Annotated in this window: 13 protein-coding genes; 9 read left to right on the forward strand and 4 right to left on the reverse strand. The window is 63.1% G+C overall.

Annotated features, from left to right (window positions below; all coding sequences use genetic code 11):
* The first annotated feature begins 75 nt into the window (after positions 1-75).
* From ACSBOX_RS06850 to secA, 4 genes are all read left to right on the forward strand, one after another.
* The gene (locus ACSBOX_RS06850) at positions 76-954 is read left to right on the forward strand and encodes a ComF family protein (RefSeq protein ID WP_442545373.1); all 879 of its coding nucleotides are present in this window, start codon (positions 76-78) and stop codon (positions 952-954) included.
* 158 nt (positions 955-1,112) lie between these two features.
* Positions 1,113-1,838, forward strand: coding sequence for a ribosome hibernation-promoting factor, HPF/YfiA family (gene hpf, locus ACSBOX_RS06855; protein ID WP_078108385.1), 726 nt, complete (start codon positions 1,113-1,115; stop codon positions 1,836-1,838).
* Positions 1,839-1,869: 31 nt separating this feature from the next.
* Complete coding sequence (locus tag ACSBOX_RS06860) at positions 1,870-3,111, forward strand: winged helix-turn-helix domain-containing protein (protein WP_442545374.1); 1,242 nt, start codon at positions 1,870-1,872, stop codon at positions 3,109-3,111.
* Between the two features lie 134 nt (positions 3,112-3,245).
* Positions 3,246-5,990 carry a preprotein translocase subunit SecA gene (gene secA, locus ACSBOX_RS06865; protein WP_078108387.1) on the forward strand — a complete coding sequence of 915 codons (2,745 nt, stop codon included), beginning with the start codon at positions 3,246-3,248 and terminating at the stop codon, positions 5,988-5,990.
* A 74-nt stretch (positions 5,991-6,064) separates the two neighbouring features.
* Here secA and ACSBOX_RS06870 read toward each other — a convergent pair whose 3' ends face one another.
* A complete protein-coding gene (locus tag ACSBOX_RS06870) occupies positions 6,065-6,580 on the reverse strand; it encodes an Rv3235 family protein (protein WP_442545375.1) in 516 nt (171 codons plus the stop codon).
* Between the two features lie 59 nt (positions 6,581-6,639).
* Positions 6,640-7,443, reverse strand: a complete 804-nt coding sequence (locus ACSBOX_RS06875) for a LysM peptidoglycan-binding domain-containing protein (RefSeq protein WP_442545376.1) — start codon at positions 7,441-7,443, stop codon at positions 6,640-6,642.
* A gap of 145 nt (positions 7,444-7,588) precedes the next feature.
* Here ACSBOX_RS06875 and ACSBOX_RS06880 point away from each other — a divergent pair, with 145 nt between their 5' ends.
* A complete protein-coding gene (locus tag ACSBOX_RS06880; protein ID WP_442545377.1) occupies positions 7,589-8,161 on the forward strand; it encodes a hypothetical protein in 573 nt (190 codons plus the stop codon).
* 46 nt (positions 8,162-8,207) lie between these two features.
* Here the strand turns inward: ACSBOX_RS06880 and ACSBOX_RS06885 are convergent, their stop codons facing one another.
* On the reverse strand, positions 8,208-8,423 hold the full coding sequence (locus ACSBOX_RS06885) for a helix-turn-helix domain-containing protein (protein ID WP_059387549.1): 216 nt from the start codon (positions 8,421-8,423) through the stop codon (positions 8,208-8,210).
* A 151-nt stretch (positions 8,424-8,574) separates the two neighbouring features.
* Between ACSBOX_RS06885 and ACSBOX_RS06890 the strand changes: the two genes are divergently transcribed.
* From ACSBOX_RS06890 to ACSBOX_RS06905, 4 genes are read left to right on the forward strand one after another with little or no spacing between them, the layout of a single operon-like run.
* A complete protein-coding gene (locus tag ACSBOX_RS06890) occupies positions 8,575-9,219 on the forward strand; it encodes an SAF domain-containing protein (protein WP_442545976.1) in 645 nt (214 codons plus the stop codon).
* On the forward strand, positions 9,216-10,529 hold the full coding sequence (locus ACSBOX_RS06895) for an AAA family ATPase (RefSeq protein WP_442545378.1): 1,314 nt from the start codon (positions 9,216-9,218) through the stop codon (positions 10,527-10,529). Before ACSBOX_RS06890 ends, ACSBOX_RS06895 begins: the two co-directional genes overlap by 4 nt.
* 57 nt (positions 10,530-10,586) lie before the next feature.
* The gene (locus ACSBOX_RS06900) at positions 10,587-15,440 is read left to right on the forward strand and encodes an NAD-glutamate dehydrogenase (RefSeq protein ID WP_442545379.1); all 4,854 of its coding nucleotides are present in this window, start codon (positions 10,587-10,589) and stop codon (positions 15,438-15,440) included.
* A gap of 30 nt (positions 15,441-15,470) precedes the next feature.
* Positions 15,471-16,940, forward strand: coding sequence for a sensor histidine kinase (locus ACSBOX_RS06905; protein WP_078108392.1), 1,470 nt, complete (start codon positions 15,471-15,473; stop codon positions 16,938-16,940).
* 115 nt (positions 16,941-17,055) lie between these two features.
* Here ACSBOX_RS06905 and ACSBOX_RS06910 read toward each other — a convergent pair whose 3' ends face one another.
* Positions 17,056-17,304 (reverse strand): WhiB family transcriptional regulator, encoded by a 249-nt coding sequence (locus ACSBOX_RS06910; protein WP_003804966.1) that lies wholly within the window; start codon positions 17,302-17,304, stop codon positions 17,056-17,058.
* Positions 17,305-17,446 lie beyond the last annotated feature (142 nt).

Genomic DNA, 17,446 nt, shown 5'->3' on the forward strand with positions numbered 1-17,446 from the left:
TCTTTCGACTCGCGGTTCTCCACATAGCCCGCTTGGGGAGTGTTTGCCGTCGGCGATGAGCCGGATGCTTGGGGCATGGGAACTGACAGCCGGCGCCGGGAGCGCGACCCCGACCTTGCCGCCGTTTCGGGTGACGGCGCGCGTCATCGGGGAGTCCATCATGCCCGATTGGCGAGGTTCGCTCAGGGCGTCGGGGACGCCTTCGCCGAGTTGCTGGCCGTTCTGGCCCCGGTGGAATGTGTGTGCTGCGGTTCCGAGGATTCGGCGCTCTGCGGCGCCTGTGCACGGCAGTTGCGTCTTCTGTGCTCCCGTCCATTCCGCGCTGAAGGCCAAGCCCCGGCCTTGCTCACAGTGGATGGAACCGTGCTCCTGCCCGTTGTCGCGGGCGGACACTATCGGGATGAATTGGCCCAGGCTCTCCTCTCCTTCAAGCATCTGGGCCAGGGACGGCTTGCCTCGGTGCTCGCGCCCGCACTGGGCAAGGCCATCCGGTCTGCCGTGGGAGACGGGTTAGGCATCTGCCTTGTCCCTGTCCCCAGCAGCAATGCGGCCTTCCGGCGTCGCGGATTCAGCCCGGTCCATCTCCTGCTCGGCCGCCTGCGGCGCCTGGACGCCTTGCCGGGCATGCATCTGGCGGATGCGTTGAAGAAGGCGCCCGGACCGGGAAACGGGCAAAAGGGTTTGGGCCGCGGAGAGCGTGCGCGTCGTGTCCGCGGCTCCATGACGGTTCGGCCGCTCCAAAAAGGTTCCCTGGAGGGCCGGGCTTGCGTCATCGTCGACGACGTCCTCACCACCGGTGCCACCCTCGCCGAAGCCGCCCGGGCAGTGTCAGCGGCTGGAGGGGTGGTGTGTGGCGCTGTGGTCCTTGCAGCCACCCGGCCACCGGCCGGAAGCGACCTTCCTACAGGCGGAGCCGACACCCTGCGCGAACCGACTCAAACAAAAAATAAGTGACGAAAGGATGAATTACCCGTGGCGATGAACTAACGTCGGTTATGGGTACCAAGAACAGATGTACCTGTCGATAGCGGCTCGGAAAGGGGCTCGACTGTCCGTCAGATCAGCCCCGAGAAGCGCCCTTATCGTGTCACCTGAGTTGTTTGGAGGGCACCATGGAGTTCATGATCAGCGGCCGTAATCTGACCGTTTCGGATCGCTTCCGCGAGTATGCCGGCGAGAAGATTTCAAAGATTGAATCGCTTGGGGACAAGGTCCAGAGGGTCGACGCGAAGGTTTCAAAGGAAACCAACCCGCGCCAGACACCGGGCCAGCTCACGGTGGAAGTGACAGTTCTGGGCCGGGGCCCTGTGATCCGGGCCGAAGCGAGCGCCGCTGACAAGTTTGCCGCCTTTGATCTCGCCTACAGCAAGCTGCTGGAAAGACTCCGCAGGGCCAAGGACCGCAAGAAGGTCCACCACGGCCGCCACACCCCCAAAGCCGTTCGTGAGGCTACTGCGACGCTTGAGCCTGCCAGCGCAAGCGAACCCATCTATGTAGAGGCCAGCAACCACCAGGAGCCAACGACGCCACCGGTGGAGAGTTCGCCCTACGACGTCGACAACGACATTCCGGCCGGTGATTCCCCGGTCCTGATTCGTCGCAAGGTTTTCCCCGCCGCTTCGCTCACCCTTGATGACGCGGTGGACAACATGGAATTGGTGGGCCACAATTTCTACCTGTTCGTGGACAAGGAAACCAACACGCCGTCGGTTGTCTACCGTCGCCGTGGCTGGACATATGGAGTAATCACTCTGGACTCCACATGCGAACCAGGAGACGAACCCGTGGAGGAAAAGATCCACGCTTACCGTTCGAAGGACCAGGCCGCCACGGCCTAGGCCGCATTCGTATTCCCATGAAAGGACTGGCATGGCCGCTTCGCTGAGCCTGTTGCAGGCACGGCGGATTGCATTGGCAGCCCAAGGACTGGACAAGGAACGGCCCACCGGCCCCGTGACTTCACGGGCGGTGGGCCGCACCTTTGCCCGCCTCCAGGTGGTGCAGATCGACTCCGTCAATGTCCTCTCCCGCAGTCACTACCTTCCGTTCTTCTCAAGGCTTGGCAATTACGACCGAAGCATCCTTCACGCCATGGCCGGGCGAAGTCCCCGGCGCATGATGGAGTATTGGGCGCATGAGGCCAGCTTCATCCGCCCGGAACACTTTCAAGATCTGCTTCTTTGGCAAAACCGTGCCTGGGTGGGCGCTGCCCACCTGGAACGCGGAATCCGGGAGGACATGGCCGACCGGATTCTCGGCGCGCTCGCCTCAGGGCGTCCCATGACTGCCGCCCAATTGACCGCGCACCTGGGGCACCAGGAAGATCGGCAGCACGATAACTGGGGTTGGAACTGGAACCTCGTCAAAAGGGTCTTGGAGCACTTGTTTGAAGAAGGACTCGTGACGGCTGCGTCGAGGACGGAGCAGTTCGAGCGCCGATACACGCTGACCTCGAGGGTTCTGCCTCCGGGACTGCCTGCAGTCACCGCCCGCGCGGGATCGCTCCCGGACGGGGACTCCGCTCTGTCGGTAGCGGCCATGGACCGGCTGATCGATGCCGCGGCCCAGGCCCACGGCATCGGAACAATCCGTTGCTTCGCCGATTATTTCCGGACTCCGGTGAAGGCGGCTGCGGCATCGATCGACAGGCTCGTTGCCGCCGGGCGTCTGGAGCCGGTCACCGTGCGTGGCTGGGACCGGGCCTTGTACCGGCATGTGGACGCCAGGCTTCCGCGGGCGGCCACGGGCCGCGCACTGCTCAGCCCGTTTGATTCCCTCGTCTTTGAGCGCAGAAGGCTCGAGGAACTGTTCGGTTTCCATTACCGGATCGAGATCTACACACCTGCGGAGAAGCGAAAGTTCGGTTACTACGTGCTGCCTTTCCTCCTCCGGGACGCCGTCGTCGCACGCGTGGATCTCAAGGCGGACCGCGCGGCGAAGCAGCTTCTGGTGCGTGCCGCCCATGCCGAGCCGGACGCCCCGGCGGACACCGCCGTCGAGCTTTCCGCCGAGCTGCGGCTGATGGCCGAGTGGCTGGGGCTGGACGACGTCGTCGTGTCACCGATGGGCGATCTCTCGCCGGCGCTCGCCTCGGAACTGGCCCGCGGCTGAGATCCGGAGGGGCCGGCAGCGGCCTGTCCTGCGCCCGCGCTCCGCTCTCAGGGAAACGGGGCCGCGTGGTGCTGGTCTCTCCCGTAGACTGAAACCGCCAGAATTCGGCAGCTTGAGACTGGGAGCAACTTTACGTGGCATCACTTATCGAAAAACTTCTCCGCACGGGTGACAAAAAAACCCTGAGGCAACTGCGGACCTATGCCGATTCCATCAACGCCCTCGAAGACTCTTTCAAGACCTTCTCAGACGCCGAATTGCGCGAGGAGACGGACAGGCTGCGCGCCCGTCACGAGGACGGCGAGCAGCTGGACGATCTCTTGCCGGAGGCTTTCGCGGCCGTGCGTGAAGCTTCCTCCCGCACCTTGGGGATGCGCCACTTCGATGTCCAGCTCATGGGCGGGGCCGCTCTTCACCTCGGCAATATCGCCGAAATGAAGACCGGTGAAGGAAAGACCCTCGTGGCCACGGCTCCGGCCTTCCTCAACGCGCTGACCGGCAAAGGCGTTCACGTCGTCACAGTCAACGACTACCTCGCCGAATACCAGTCCGAACTCATGGGCCGCGTCTACCGCTTCCTTGGCCTCAGCAGCGGTTGCATCCTGTCCAACCAGGATCCCGAAGTGCGCCGCCAGATGTACGCGGCGGACATCACCTACGGCACGAACAACGAATTCGGCTTCGACTACTTGCGCGACAACATGGCGTGGGACAAGTCCGAGCTCGTGCAGCGCGGCCACCACTTCGCGATTGTCGACGAAGTGGACTCCATTCTCATCGACGAGGCCCGTACCCCGCTCATTATTTCCGGTCCGGCCCAGGGCGACACCAACCGCTGGTACAGCGAATTCGCCAAGGTCGTGCAGCGTCTCCAGGCTGAAACCGACTACGAGGTCGACGAAAAGAAGCGCACTGTCGGTGTTCTCGAAGCCGGCATCGAGAAGGTCGAGGACTACCTCGGCATCCAGAACCTCTACGAATCCGCCAACACCCCGCTCATCGGGTTCTTGAACAATGCCATCAAGGCCAAAGAGCTCTTCAAGCGGGACAAGGACTACGTCATCCTGGACGGCGAAGTCCTCATTGTCGACGAACACACCGGCCGCATCCTTGCCGGAAGGCGTTACAACGAAGGCATGCACCAGGCGATCGAAGCCAAGGAAAACGTCGAGATCAAGGCCGAGAACCAGACTCTCGCCACGGTGACCCTGCAGAACTACTTCCGCATGTACTCCAAGCTCTCGGGCATGACCGGCACGGCCGAAACCGAAGCCGCGGAGTTCATGAGCACCTACAAGCTTGGCGTAGTGCCCATTCCCACCAACCGGGACATGCAGCGCATCGACCAGTCGGACCTCGTGTACAAGAACGAAATCGTGAAGTTCGAAGCTGTGGTAAAGGACATCGCGGAACGGCACGAAAAGGGCCAACCCGTGCTCGTCGGCACCACGAGCGTTGAGAAAAGCGAATACCTTGCCAAACTGTTGGCCAAGGACGGCATCCGGCACGAGGTCCTGAACGCGAAGAACCACGCGCGGGAGGCCGCGATTGTCGCGCAAGCGGGACGCAAGGGCGCCGTCACCGTCGCTACCAATATGGCCGGCCGTGGTACTGATATCATGTTGGGCGGTAACGCCGAGTTCACGGCCATCGCCGAACTGGCAAAGCGCGGCCTGGATCCTGAAGAAAACTCCGAGGAGTACGAGGCCGCGTGGCCGGAAGCACTCGAAGCGGCCAAGCAGGCAGTCAAGGACGAGCATGAGGAAGTGCTTGAGCTTGGCGGCCTGTATGTCCTGGGCACGGAACGCCACGAATCCCGTCGAATCGACAACCAGCTCCGTGGCCGCTCCGGGCGCCAGGGTGACCCGGGGGAGTCCCGCTTCTACCTCTCGCTGACCGATGACCTCATGAGGCTCTTCAACTCGGGTGCAGCCGAGCGGCTGATGAACAGCTCGGTGCCGGACGACGTTGCCCTCGAATCCAAGCTCGTGTCCCGCGCAATTGCCTCGGCCCAGGGCCAGGTTGAAGGGCGCAACGCCGAGCAGCGCAAGAACGTCCTCAAGTACGACGACGTCCTGAACCGCCAGCGCGAAGCCATTTACGGCGACCGCCGGCGGATCCTGGAGGGCGACGACCTGCACGAGAAGGTCCAGTTCTTCCTGGAGGACACCATCAACGCCCTGATCGATGCCGCCACGGCGGAGGGAACCGGCGATGATTGGGACTTCCACCAACTCTGGACCAACCTCAAGACGCTGTACCCGGTAACCGTGACGGCCCAGGAGATCATTGACGAAGCCGGCGGCAAGGCCCGCGTCTCCGTTGAATTCCTGAAAAACGAGATCCTTTCGGACGCGCAGCTCGTTTACAAGGAACGGGAAGAAGCCATCGGCGCCGAGAACATGCGCGAGCTCGAGCGCAGGGTTGTCCTCTCGGTCCTTGGACGCAAGTGGCAGGAACACCTCTATGAGATGGACTATCTCAAAGAGGGCATCGGCCTGCGCGCCATGGCCCAAAGGGATCCGCTGGTCGAGTACCAGCGTGAGGGATTCACGATGTTCCAGAGCATGATGGAGGCCATCCGCGAGGAGAGCGTCGGTTTCCTCTACAACCTGGAAGTGGAAGTAACGCCCGCCGAAGACGTGGTGGTGGTGGACGGCAGCCCCGAAGGCGGTCACGTCGAACATCACGATCCGCAGATCCGCGCGGCCGGCCTCGAAGCTCCGGAGAAGCCTGTCCAGCTGCAATACACGGCACCTGGTGAAGACGGCGCGAGCCAGACCCGCGTTGAGGGGCGGACCTCGGGACGCTCCGGCAACCCGGCCAAAGCCGCCGCCGACGACAAGCAGCGTGGATCCAACAAGAGGAAGCGCCGCTAATACCGCAGCGAAAACGGAGAGGGACCAGAACACGAGTTCTGGTCCCTCTCCGTTTGCTGCTTTGAACCCCGCTGTCAGCCGATTTCGAGGGCGGTGACCTTCCACGCGCCGTTGTTCCCTTCAAGCCTCATGGCTACGGCGCGGGAGCGGAGTTCTTCCGAGACGACCAAGCTGGCCTCATACACTCCGTCCGTCACCGCGCAGAGGTGCACGGAGCGGACCATCGGACTTCGGTGAAGCCTGGATTGCCCGCCCTGGGCACTGGCGGCATGGGCCCTCGTCAGTGCGGCCCGGTGCTGCAATGCGGCGAGGCAGCCCGGATCCAGGGTCCGTGAGAGCTGTTGCACCGGCCGGGTACCGGCAAGGACTTCGACCGCCGCTTGGGCGATGGTGCGGGCCAGTGCCCGGATTTCCCCGTCGAGGCTAAGGATCCGAGCCGCTTTGCTGGTAGATGATGGCCCCTGATCGGAAGGCCCGCCCACCCCGGCCTTTGCACGAGGCGAAACCACTGTCGAACCGGAGGCGACGGGTGGCGAAACTGCCAGTCGGTCTGCATGCGGCTCGGTGTAGATGGCTGGTGATGCACTCATGGGCTTCCTCGGTTGCGAATCGCTGGTCTGTGGCGGATGGCGGTGGTTCGGCTGGCCGGCTACCTGGGTGGCGGTTGCAGGATCTGGCCCGGGATAAGGAGACCCGGGTCGCCTCCGATGACGTTCCGGTTCGCGGCGTGCCATTTCGGCCAGTGGAGGGCAATGTCGACGTCGCTGGCCATGGGGCCGAGCTGCCGGGCGGCAATCGACCACAACGAATCTCCCCGCTTCACCACCACTTCGCCTCGATCCGGTGAGGCATGCTGTTCGGCTGCCCGCTGTGGCCTGGTTCCCAGAAGGCCCGGGTCGGCGACGGGTGGCCGTGGCTGCCAATGGGGGTCGATCTCGGATGATCCGGACTCACTCAAGGGAACGGCTGAGAGATGGGCAGAGAGGCCGCGGGCGGGAGTCGATTGGGCAGGCATCCATTGGGCAGGGATGCTGCTGGACGTCGCGGAGTCGTGTGTCGGGCTCCACTCCGGTTCGAGCTGAGCCGTGGGTGACGCACTCGCCAACGGAATCCCCGAGAGATTCAGGCCCAGAATCGCAACGGCCAGTCTGCGCATGAAGGCCGGACTGAGTTTGGCGGCGACGCCGGCGCAACGATCCTTGCCTGATTGCCGGAGGAGCGCGGCGGCCATTGCCAGAAGGAATGTCGCGATCCACCAACCCCCGATTCCCAGTCCGGCGGCAATTGCGATGAATCCCAGGAAGTCGTCGAACATGGGTGCCTGGAGTCGTTCCGCCGCGGAGTGCCATCGGTCTATCAAGATCAAGCCCGCGACAGCGAGCAAAAGAGAGAGCACCAGGATGGTCACTGCCATCGCAACGTCGTTCCGAAGGAGTCTTTTGCTCTGTTCCATGGGTTCCCCTTACCCGTTTGATGTCATTTGATGCATTTTGATGGCGATTGATTTATTTTGACCACAATAAGTGATGTTTGTCTAGGAGTTTGCTTCACTGTGAAGAAGGATTGACCGGAGGGGAGTGCCCGCTTACGCTGACGCAATGCGTTGGGATGCTCTGTTTGAAGACATGGAGGCGCAACTGGCCTCCGAGCGATTACTGGGACTTGAATCCGAAATTTCAGAGCGGGCGCGGGTGGAGATCGCCGGCATCGAGGTGTTCGACAGGCTGCGGGGAGCCATCGGCCTAAAGATTGAGGTGAAGCTCCGGTCCGGGACGCAGGTGTCCGGGACGCTTAGCCATGTCGGACGGGAAACGTTGGTCCTGGACGAAGGACGCCACCAATGGTTGGTGCCTGTAACGGGCGCCCTGACATATCAGGGCCTGGGCCGGCACGTACTGGCGGGACAGGCGAAGGTGTCGCAGCGGCTGGGCCTGGCCAGCGCACTCCGAATACTGGCCCGCGACAGGGCGGAACTAGCTGTTCATCTGCTTGAGTCGGCGCGGGAGGAGCGGACTATGCGGGGCGTCATTGATCGCGTGGGCAAGGACCACTTTGACCTCGCCGTGATGTTGCCGGGCGAAGTCCGCCGGGCCGGCAATGTCGTGTCAGTGGCGACGGTTCCGTTCCAGTCACTCGCCGCGCTGCGTTCATTGCGGGGCCAGGACTCATAGCCCCGCGGGACTTCCCGCCGCCGCGACCCTGGGGGCTGGACGGAGATCAGGACGACTTGGACTTGGCCTCTTGGATGATCCTGCTGGCCTCGGCATAGCGTTCCTCGATGTACTGCTCCAGCATCTTCTCTTCGACGCGCCACTGGCCCCTGCCACCCACTTGGATGGCCTTGAGTTCTCCGCTGCGCACCAAGGCGTAGGCCTGCGGAGAGTTGATCTGAAGCTGTTCGGCGACATCAGCCAGAGTGAGGAATCGGGGCATGCATCCATTTTGCCACTGTTCGACCCACTTGCCGGGGTTATCCACAGTTGACGTAATTTGAGCCATTTGGCTTTCGGAAGCGATCAAAATGCGGTCAGAATAAAGGCCAGTGGAGGTCGACGCCGACAAACTACGCAAATGGGGGAGCAAGATGGGTGTAACTACGGCGGCTGCTGGAGCGCGGCTCAGGAAACCGTCATGGAGGGATCCGCGACTTTTGGTGGGGATTCTCCTGGTCTTGGCATCGCTGGCTGGAGTCATCGCACTCGTTGGAACAGCGGACCGCACCATACAGGTGTATGCAGCGCGGGAGCCGATTGCAGTGGGCCAAAGAGTCAGCAAGGACGATCTTGCGATCGTCAACGTCCGGCTCGACGACGTTGAGTCCGGTTACGTTACCCTGGCGGACGGCCTGCCTGAGGGAAGAGTCGCCGTCCAAAGAATTGCCAAGAACCAACTCGTCCCGCAGGAAAGCCTGGGGGCCGCAGACTCCCTTGACCGCAAGCCGGTGGCGATCGCGATCCAGGAATCACTGCCTCCCCAGGCGGTGGCAGGATCCCGCGTTGACGTCTGGGTTGCCCTCCCCGATGCGCGCAACGGCTTCGGCACGCCACAATTGCTGTTGCCCGGCGCGGAGATCGCCCAGGTCACGGAAGGTGCATCCACCCTTGGAGCGTCCAAGGAGAAAGTGGTTCTGGTCCTCGTGAACGATGAGCACATGCCGAAACTCCTTGGGGCGCAGGCGAACAAAGCGAAGATTGCTGTCGTGTGGAACCCGGGCGGTGCCGGCAAATGAGCATCCCCGTTGTCACAGTCGGGCAGTCCCGGGAAGACTTGGTCGGGGGACTCGAGCGGCTCCACGGGCCGGTGACTGTGGTGCGCCGGTGCGGCGAACTCGCGGAACTTCTGGCTGCTTGCCAAAGCGGCCTGGCGCGCGCAGCGGTCATAGCCGAAGGTGCGGGGGAGCTGACGGCATCGCTGGTCGACCGGCTCGCGGCCGTCGGAGTCTCCATCGTCGCCCTCAGCGACGACCCGGGGGAGGCTAGCCGCCTGCGCAGCATCGGCGTCGTGACGGCGTCGTTGGAGGTGGACTCGGCAACGTTGGCTTCCAAGATCTCCGATGCCGTAGGCCAGCTGCCCGGACAAGGAAGGCGACGCGCGGAACCGCCGGACTCCGGCTATGCGGACACCGCTGCAGAACTCCGTCCCGCTCATGTTCCGGAAGAGCCGGAACACGCGCCGGCTGGTGCCGGGCGGATCGTCGCGGTCTGGGGGCCAACCGGGGCGCCGGGCAGGACTCTTGTGGCTGTCAATATCGCCGCGGAGCTGGCGGCTGAAGGCAAGTCGGTGATCCTTCTCGATGCTGACAGCTACGGGGCAAGTGTCGCGGCGTCGCTGGGCTTGCTCGACGAATCTGCCGGACTGGCGCAGGCTTGTCGGCTGGCGGATCAAGGATTGTTGGATGCCGAATCCCTGAAGCGGATCGCCGCGCCTGTCTTCGCCAAAGGGACCAGCTTCCGGGTTCTCACGGGCATTACGCGCTCGGATCGGTGGACAGAGCTCCGGGCCGCCGCGCTCTCCTCGGTGCTTGAACTCGCCAAGGAGATCGCGGACATCGTGGTGGTCGATGCAGGTTTCTGCCTTGAAGCCGACGAGGAACTCAGCTTCGACACGATGGCCCCCCGACGCAACGCAGCAACCCTGCGAAGCATCGAACTGGCGGACACCGTTTACGCCGTGGGCGCGGCCGATGCCATCGGGGTTCCGCGACTCGTGCGTGGCCTCGCGGAACTTGAACGGGCAGTCCCTCAGGCGGCTCCCAGAGTGGTCTTGAACAAGGTGCGGGCAGCATCCGCGGGCCGATCGCCCGAACGGGAGCTCCGCGAAGCATGGGAGCGCTACGGCCCGGGCCACAGCATCGAGGTATTCCTTCCGGCCGATCCTGGAGCGTGCGACTCCGCCCTGCTATCCGGCGCCGTGCTCTTTGAAGCTGCGCCCGAATCTGCCTTGCGGCTCGCAATTGCAAAAATGGTCTGTGCACCTGTCCAGCAAAATCGTAAATCCTCTGTCATTTATTCCAGAGCAAGGCGAAGTCTAAAGCGTTAGGCTCGCCATGTGGGCTGCAAGGACGCAGCAATCGAGATGTGATGGAGGCGTTTGTCGATGTCGTCAGGATCCAGCGTGGAGGATCGTTCTAAACCTGCAGTAGTCCGGGAAGGGTTCTTCGGAGACTACTACGAGCATCTCGCAGAGGAGGACGCCCGCGGATACGCTGCCGAGCAATTGACCTCCAGGGCGGCGGCCCACCGGGAAGCGGGACAGAGCCGTAAGCCGGGCACCGCAAACGTCAAGATTGCCAACGAGGGTGATCGCAGCATTCTGTACATCGTCACTGATGACATGCCGTTCCTGGTGGACTCCGTGAACGCCGAACTCGTCCGCCAGAACTGCGCTATCCGGCTGGTCATGCACCCGCTCTTCGTGGTTTCGCGTGATCACGTCACGGGCGATCTGTCGGACATCGCCCGGGTGCCGTCGAACATCGGCATCTCAAGCGGCGACACCGCGGCGATGCCCAATATCGCCCACCTGATCTCGCAAGGTGACAACGTCTCCCACATGGAGTCGTGGATCGCGGTCGAGGTCGACAGGGTGGCCGACGACTTCCAAACGGAACTCGTGGACGGGATCCACCGCGTCCTGAAAGACGTCCGCGCCGCCGTCGAAGACTGGCCCAAAATGCGCACGAAGGCACTCGAGCTGGCATCATCCCTGGACAAGGTAGCCCACCCGGAAGACATCGCGGAGCTCAGGCAGGCGCAGGATCTTCTGCGGTGGTTGGACAACGGAAACTTCACCTTCCTTGGTTACCGGGAATACGACCTCATCACCGAGAGCGGTGAGGACGTCCTTGAGTTGCGCGAAGAGAGCGGCTTGGGACTTTTGAGGGCGGGGGACCATCCCCACCAGATCCAGCACCTCACCGACGCCGGACGCAGGAAGGCTCGCGAGAAGCGTGCCTTGGTCATCACCAAAGCCAACTCGCGGTCCACCGTGCACCGCCCCGCGTACCTGGACTACATCGGCGTCAAGAGCTTCGACGTTGCAGGCAACGTCAACGGTGAGCGCCGCTTCATCGGCCTCTTCGCCACGAGCGCCTACACCGGTTCCGTAAGGAACATCCCCATCGTTCGGGAAAAGGTCGACGCCGTGCTCCGCTCTGCCGGGTTCCCGCAGGACTCGCATTCCGGCAAGGACCTCGTCGGTATTCTCGAGACCTACCCCCGCGACGAGCTTTTCCAGATCGAGACCGAGGACCTGGCCGCAACGGCCTTGGGCATCCAGCGTCTGCAGGAGCGCCGCCGCACGAAGCTCTTCCTGCGCCCGGACATCTACGGACGGTTCATGTCGGCACTGGTCTACCTGCCCCGTGACCGCTACACCACCAACGTCCGGCAACGAATTGAGCAGGAACTTCGCGAGACTTTCGAAGCCGAGAGCATCGACTACGAGGCCCGAATCACGGAGTCCGCACTCTCGAGGGTGTTCTTCCGTATCCGGCTGCCCCGCGAAGCTGAGCTCCGCGACGTCGACGCCGGTGAACTCGAAGAGCGGCTTGTCCGGGCTTCACGGTCGTGGGCCGAGGGAATCGCAGAGGTGCTCCGCGAGAACACCAGTGGCTTGGATGCCGAGCGGCTTTCCGCCCAATGGGGGGATGCGTTCCCGGCCGGCTACCGTGTCGACTACGAAGTCGAGGACGCCCTCAAGGACATTGAGCGTTTCGAGAAGTACGCCGCCACAACCGATCGCGACGCCGTCGCTGTCCAGGCGATCCCCGGAGTGCACGTCTACCTGCCCAACGGTGCCGGCGAACTCCTCGAAGAGGATGCCCGCGTCAAGCTCTACCTCCTGGAACCCAAGAGCCTGAGCCAGATCCTGCCCTACTTCCACAATCTTGGCCTTGAGGTTCTCGATGAGCGGCCGTTCGAGATCGAGACTGCGGACCACCGCGACTTCTTCCTCTATGACCTTGGCCTGAAGTACCCCGCCGGTGTCGATCCCGTGGCAACCGGCCAGCTCCTGGCGGACTCCTTCAGTGCCGCGGTGACCGGGTCGGTGGAATCCGACAGTTTCGACCGGCTCGTGCTCCGGGAAGGCATCCACTGGCGTCAGGTCGTCATGCTCCGCGCCTATGCGAAGTACATGCGCCAGATGGGGAACACCAACTCATTCGAGTTCATCGCCGATACGCTCCTTGCGAACCCTGAGGTGGCCCGCGGCCTGATTGACCTCTTTGGGGCCCGCTTCGATCCTTCTTCGCCTGACGCCGCCCGTCCGGCCCGCCAGGAGAGCGCCCGAGCAACACTGGCCGACGCAATCGACCAGGTGGCCACGCTCGACGCCGACCGGGTCCTGCGGACGTTTGTCAACCTCATCGAGTCGACGTTGCGCACGAACTACTTCCAAGGCAAGTCCTACGTCAGCTTCAAGCTCGATCCGACCACGATCGACGGCTTGCCGTTCCCGCGGCCAAAGTACGAGATCTGGGTGTACTCGCCGCGCGTTGAAGGTGTGCACCTGCGCTTCGGCAAGGTGGCCCGTGGCGGTTTGAGGTGGTCGGACCGCCGTGAAGACTTCCGGACCGAGATCCTCGGGCTGGTCAAGGCGCAGACCGTCAAGAACGCCGTGATTGTGCCGACCGGTGCGAAGGGCGGGTTCTTCGCGAAGCAACTTCCGGATCCCGCACTTGACCGCGCCGCCTGGATGGCCGAGGGTATCGAAAGCTACAAGACCTTCATCCGCGGCCTGCTCGACCTCACCGACAACCTCGTGACTACGGCCGACGGCGAGAAGATTGTGCCGCCGTCGGACGTTGTACGTCAGGATGACGACGATTCGTACCTGGTGGTTGCAGCTGACAAGGGCACGGCTACCTTCTCGGACACCGCGAACGGACTGGCCGCCGAGTATGGATTCTGGCTCGGGGACGCATTCGCCTCCGGTGGATCGGTCGGATACGACCACAAGGCCATGGCCATCACGGCCCGTGGCGCTTGGGAGTCGGTCAAGCGCCACTTCAGCGAGCTCGACCTTGACACGCAGACCGAGGAATTCACCGTGGTCGGTGTCGGCGATATGTCCGGCGACGTCTTCGGCAACGGAATGCTGCTCTCCAAGCACATCCGCCTGCTGGCCGCTTTCGACCACCGCCACATCTTCCTGGATCCGACGCCGAATGCTGCTTCGTCCTTCGATGAACGCCAACGCCTCTTCGAGCTGCCCCGCTCGTCCTGGGACGACTACGACCGCTCGCTCATCAGCGCTGGTGGCGGGGTCTACCCCCGCCAGGCCAAGGTCATCCCGATCTCGCCAGAGGTCCGCAGGGCCCTCGGCCTGCCGGATGGAACGGTTCAGCTGAGTCCTCCGGAACTTCTGCGTGCGATACTCCTCGCCCCGGCCGATCTCCTGTACAACGGCGGGATCGGAACGTACATCAAGGCCAGCACCGAGTCCCACGCCGAGGTGGGGGACAAGGCAAACGACGTCATCCGCGTCAACGGCCGCGAGCTTCGCGTGAAGGTTGTCGGCGAAGGTGGCAATCTCGGAATGACGCAGCGCGGACGCATCGAGGCCGCACTGCAAGGCGTCATCCTCAACACCGACGCGATCGACAACTCGGCCGGCGTGGATTGCTCCGACCATGAGGTCAACATCAAGATCTTCGTGGACCGGATGGTTGCCGCAGGGAAGCTGGACGCATCCGAGCGCACATCCTTCCTCGCCGACATGACCGACGAGGTGGGGCGGCTTGTGCTCGAAGACAACATCGACCAGAACATCCTGTTGCTCAACGACCGCACGCGCGTCGCCGAATGGAGCCCGAGCTACGAGCGCCTGATGGACTGGCTCGAGAAGTCCGCAGATCTCAAACGGGATCTTGAAGCGCTGCCCACCACCGACACGCTTCGTGAGCGGCTGGAGCAGGGCCAGGGCCTGACGTCCCCGGAACTGTCCGTCCTCGCCGCGTACGCCAAGATCGAACTGGGCTCGGCATTGCGCGACAGCGATCTGGCGGATGATCCGTGGTTCCGTAAGACGATTCGCTCGTACTTCCCGGAGCAGCTCCGCGAACGGTTCGACGCCGAACTGGACACACATCCCTTGCGTCGCGAGATCATCGCAACCGTGGTGGCCAACGACATGATCAACCTGGGTGGCATCACCTTCGCGTTCCGCACCATGGAGGAAACCTCGGCCACCGAGGTGGCCGTCGCGAAGGCGTTCGTGGCCCTCCGTGAGATCTACGAACTTGACTCGATGGTGCGCGAGCTCAATGCCCTGCCTGCCTCGTTCCCCACGGAACACTGGAGCACCGTTCACCTCGACATCCGGAGGCTTCTGGACCGTGCCGTTCGTTGGTTGCTCAGCCAGGGCAACGCTTCGAAGCCGATCTCGGAGATCGTCGCGGAATTCAAGCCGATGATGGATCCAATGCGGGCCAGGGTGCTCGACTACTTGCGCGGGAGCGACAAGGAACGGGTTACCGGTTGGCTTGAAAGGGCACGCTCTTGGGGCCTCCCCGACACGCTGGCCCATCGCTGGGCCGAGCTGTTCGAGAGTTTCGTGCTCCTGGACATCGCCAAGATCACGCAAAGCCGCGAGGCCCGTGTCGAAGAGGTCAGCCACGTGTACTACACGGTGTTCGACCGCTTCCACGTGGACTCATTGCTGGAGCGAATCACGGCGCTCCCGCGTGATGACCGCTGGCAGGCGCTTGCCCGGGCAGCCCTGCGCGACGACCTCTATTCGACGGTGGCGGACATGACGATGTCGGTGCTCGAATCGACCGACGCAGGCCTCGACGCCGAGGCCCGTTTGGAGGCTTGGGAGGATCTCAACGCCGAGCAGTTGGGGCGTGCGAAGAGCATGTTCGACGAGGTCAACGCGTTGGAGGCCGACGACATGGCTTCTCTGTCGGTAGCATTGAGGCTCTTGAGGTCAATCGTTCGACGCTAGGGACAAGCCCGCGCGTTATATGGAGGTGCAGTGGCAATCTTTACAGACCCCATCAGGGAGCACGCTGATTTCGGGCCTGGAGATGCTGAATGGCTGCACCTCCTGGTCGGCGACTGGCAGATGGTCGCCGACCTGGCGTTCGCGGACTTGGCCCTGTGGTTTCCGCATCCTGAATTCGGCTACATCGCGCTTGCGCACGTCAGGCCGTCAACGAGCCACACGGTGTTTCATGCGGACTTCGTCGGGGAAGGCATCCGCTCGGATCTGCAACCGATAGTGGACAAGGCGTGGTCCAGCCGTTCCATCGAGCGCTCCAGCGAAACAAGCTGGAGCAGCGAGATGGCCCTGCGGGTTGAAGCGGTACCCATGGTCAGGAACGGACGGACCCTCGCCGTCGTCACCTCGCACATGGACCTATCCAGCTCGCGGATGCCTTCACGCCTGGAGCTCACGTACAGGCAATGCGCCTACGACCTGCTTCGGATGGGCACGCTGGGACTGTGGCCGGACTTCGCTTCTCCGACGGGTTCGCGCCGCGGCGCTCCCCGCGTGGGTGATGGCCTGATCAGGCTCGACGCCGACGGCATCGTCCAATATGCGAGTCCGAACGGCGTCTCGGCTTTCCGCCGCCTCGGCGAGGTGGAAACCTTGGAAGGGCGGTCCCTCGCGGAAGTCACCGCAGGACTCCTCAAGGACCGGCGGATGGTGGACGAGACCTTGCCGCTGGTCGTGACTGGCCGGATGCCATGGCGGAGCGAGATCGAGTCCCGCGGAGTCAGCTTGTCATTGCGGGCGATTCCGTTGCGCGACGAGAAGCATCGCTTCGGTGCCTTGGTTCTGTGCCGCGACGTCTCCGAACTGCGACGCCGTGAGCTCGAGCTGGTGACCAAGGATGCGACCATTCGTGAAATCCACCACCGCGTCAAGAACAACCTCCAGACGGTTGCTGCTTTGCTGCGCATGCAGTCGCGACGCATGGTGAGCGATGAGGCGAAACAGGGCCTGGAACAGGCAATGCGGCGAGTGGCGACGATTGCCTTGGTACACGAGACGCTTTCGCAGGGGCTCACTCAGAGCGTTGATTTTGATGAACTCATCGGACGCCAGTTCCGGCTTTCAGCGGAAGTGGCGTCCCCTTCGCAGCATGTCCGAACCGAGCGGGCCGGCCTGTTCGGCGAATTGCCGAGCGACTTCGCGACGCCACTCGCGCTGGTCATCAATGAGCTCGTGACCAATGCCGTGGAGCACGGCCTCGAAGGACGGGCCGGAACGGTATGGCTGATGGCCGATCGTTCGACGGGGGAGCGCGGCGACGAACTCCTGACCGTGACGATAGCCGATGACGGCGTCGGACTGCCCGAGGGCTCGTACACGGAAGGTCTCGGCCTTCAGATTGTGCGGACACTTGTCACGAGCGAATTGGGTGGCAGCATCCAGTGGATGCCGCGCGACGGCGGTGGCACCGCCGTCGAGATCGTCCTGAACCTGGTGCGAAGCTGACGCCAACCGTTGAACATACGAAGATGGCCCGGACCTTTCGGTCCGGGCCATCTTCGTATGTCTTTTTGCCTGTGGCGCCGGGCTTTGTCAGCCTCAGGCGCTTAGGACTCGATGCTTAGGAAGCGCGGCGCGCGCGGGCGGCGCGACGCTTGAGTGCGCGTCGCTCGTCTTCGCTCATTCCGCCCCAGACGCCGGCGTCCTGGCCCGATTCGAGGGCCCACTGAAGGCATGTGTCCACGACGGGGCAGCGGCGGCAGACACTCTTCGCTTCCTCGATCTGGAGAAGCGCAGGGCCGGTGTTGCCTACTGGGAAGAAAAGCTCCGGGTCCTTGTCAAGGCAGGCTGCGCGGTTACGCCAATCCATGCTGATCAGTCACTCCATTCGTGAGTACTAGTTAAGCCTTTTGTGAAAATATTCACGAGAGGCTTCATAGGAAAGGGGACCCATTGGGCCCCCTTGGTCGTCTGAGTCAAGCGTGTCATGTTAACGCCATGTAAACAAGGGG

The sequence above is a fragment of the Arthrobacter sp. KN11-1C genome, assembly GCF_052180225.1.
In the GTDB taxonomy this organism is placed as follows: Bacteria; Actinomycetota; Actinomycetes; order Actinomycetales; family Micrococcaceae; genus Arthrobacter.

What these genes read in the sequence shown, in the direction of transcription:
- ACSBOX_RS06850 (WP_442545373.1), top strand. Translation starts at nt 76, where the DNA reads ATGGGAACTGACAGCCGGCGCCGGGAGCGCGACCCCGACCTTGCCGCC.
- hpf (WP_078108385.1), top strand. Translation starts at nt 1,113, where the DNA reads ATGGAGTTCATGATCAGCGGCCGTAATCTGACCGTTTCGGATCGCTTC.
- ACSBOX_RS06860 (WP_442545374.1), top strand. Translation starts at nt 1,870, where the DNA reads ATGGCCGCTTCGCTGAGCCTGTTGCAGGCACGGCGGATTGCATTGGCA.
- ACSBOX_RS06870 (WP_442545375.1), bottom strand. Translation starts at nt 6,580, where the DNA reads ATGAGTGCATCACCAGCCATCTACACCGAGCCGCATGCAGACCGACTG.
- ACSBOX_RS06875 (WP_442545376.1), bottom strand. Translation starts at nt 7,443, where the DNA reads ATGGAACAGAGCAAAAGACTCCTTCGGAACGACGTTGCGATGGCAGTG.
- ACSBOX_RS06880 (WP_442545377.1), top strand. Translation starts at nt 7,589, where the DNA reads ATGCGTTGGGATGCTCTGTTTGAAGACATGGAGGCGCAACTGGCCTCC.
- ACSBOX_RS06885 (WP_059387549.1), bottom strand. Translation starts at nt 8,423, where the DNA reads ATGCCCCGATTCCTCACTCTGGCTGATGTCGCCGAACAGCTTCAGATC.
- ACSBOX_RS06890 (WP_442545976.1), top strand. Translation starts at nt 8,575, where the DNA reads ATGGGTGTAACTACGGCGGCTGCTGGAGCGCGGCTCAGGAAACCGTCA.
- ACSBOX_RS06895 (WP_442545378.1), top strand. Translation starts at nt 9,216, where the DNA reads ATGAGCATCCCCGTTGTCACAGTCGGGCAGTCCCGGGAAGACTTGGTC.
- ACSBOX_RS06900 (WP_442545379.1), top strand. Translation starts at nt 10,587, where the DNA reads ATGTCGTCAGGATCCAGCGTGGAGGATCGTTCTAAACCTGCAGTAGTC.
- ACSBOX_RS06910 (WP_003804966.1), bottom strand. Translation starts at nt 17,304, where the DNA reads ATGGATTGGCGTAACCGCGCAGCCTGCCTTGACAAGGACCCGGAGCTT.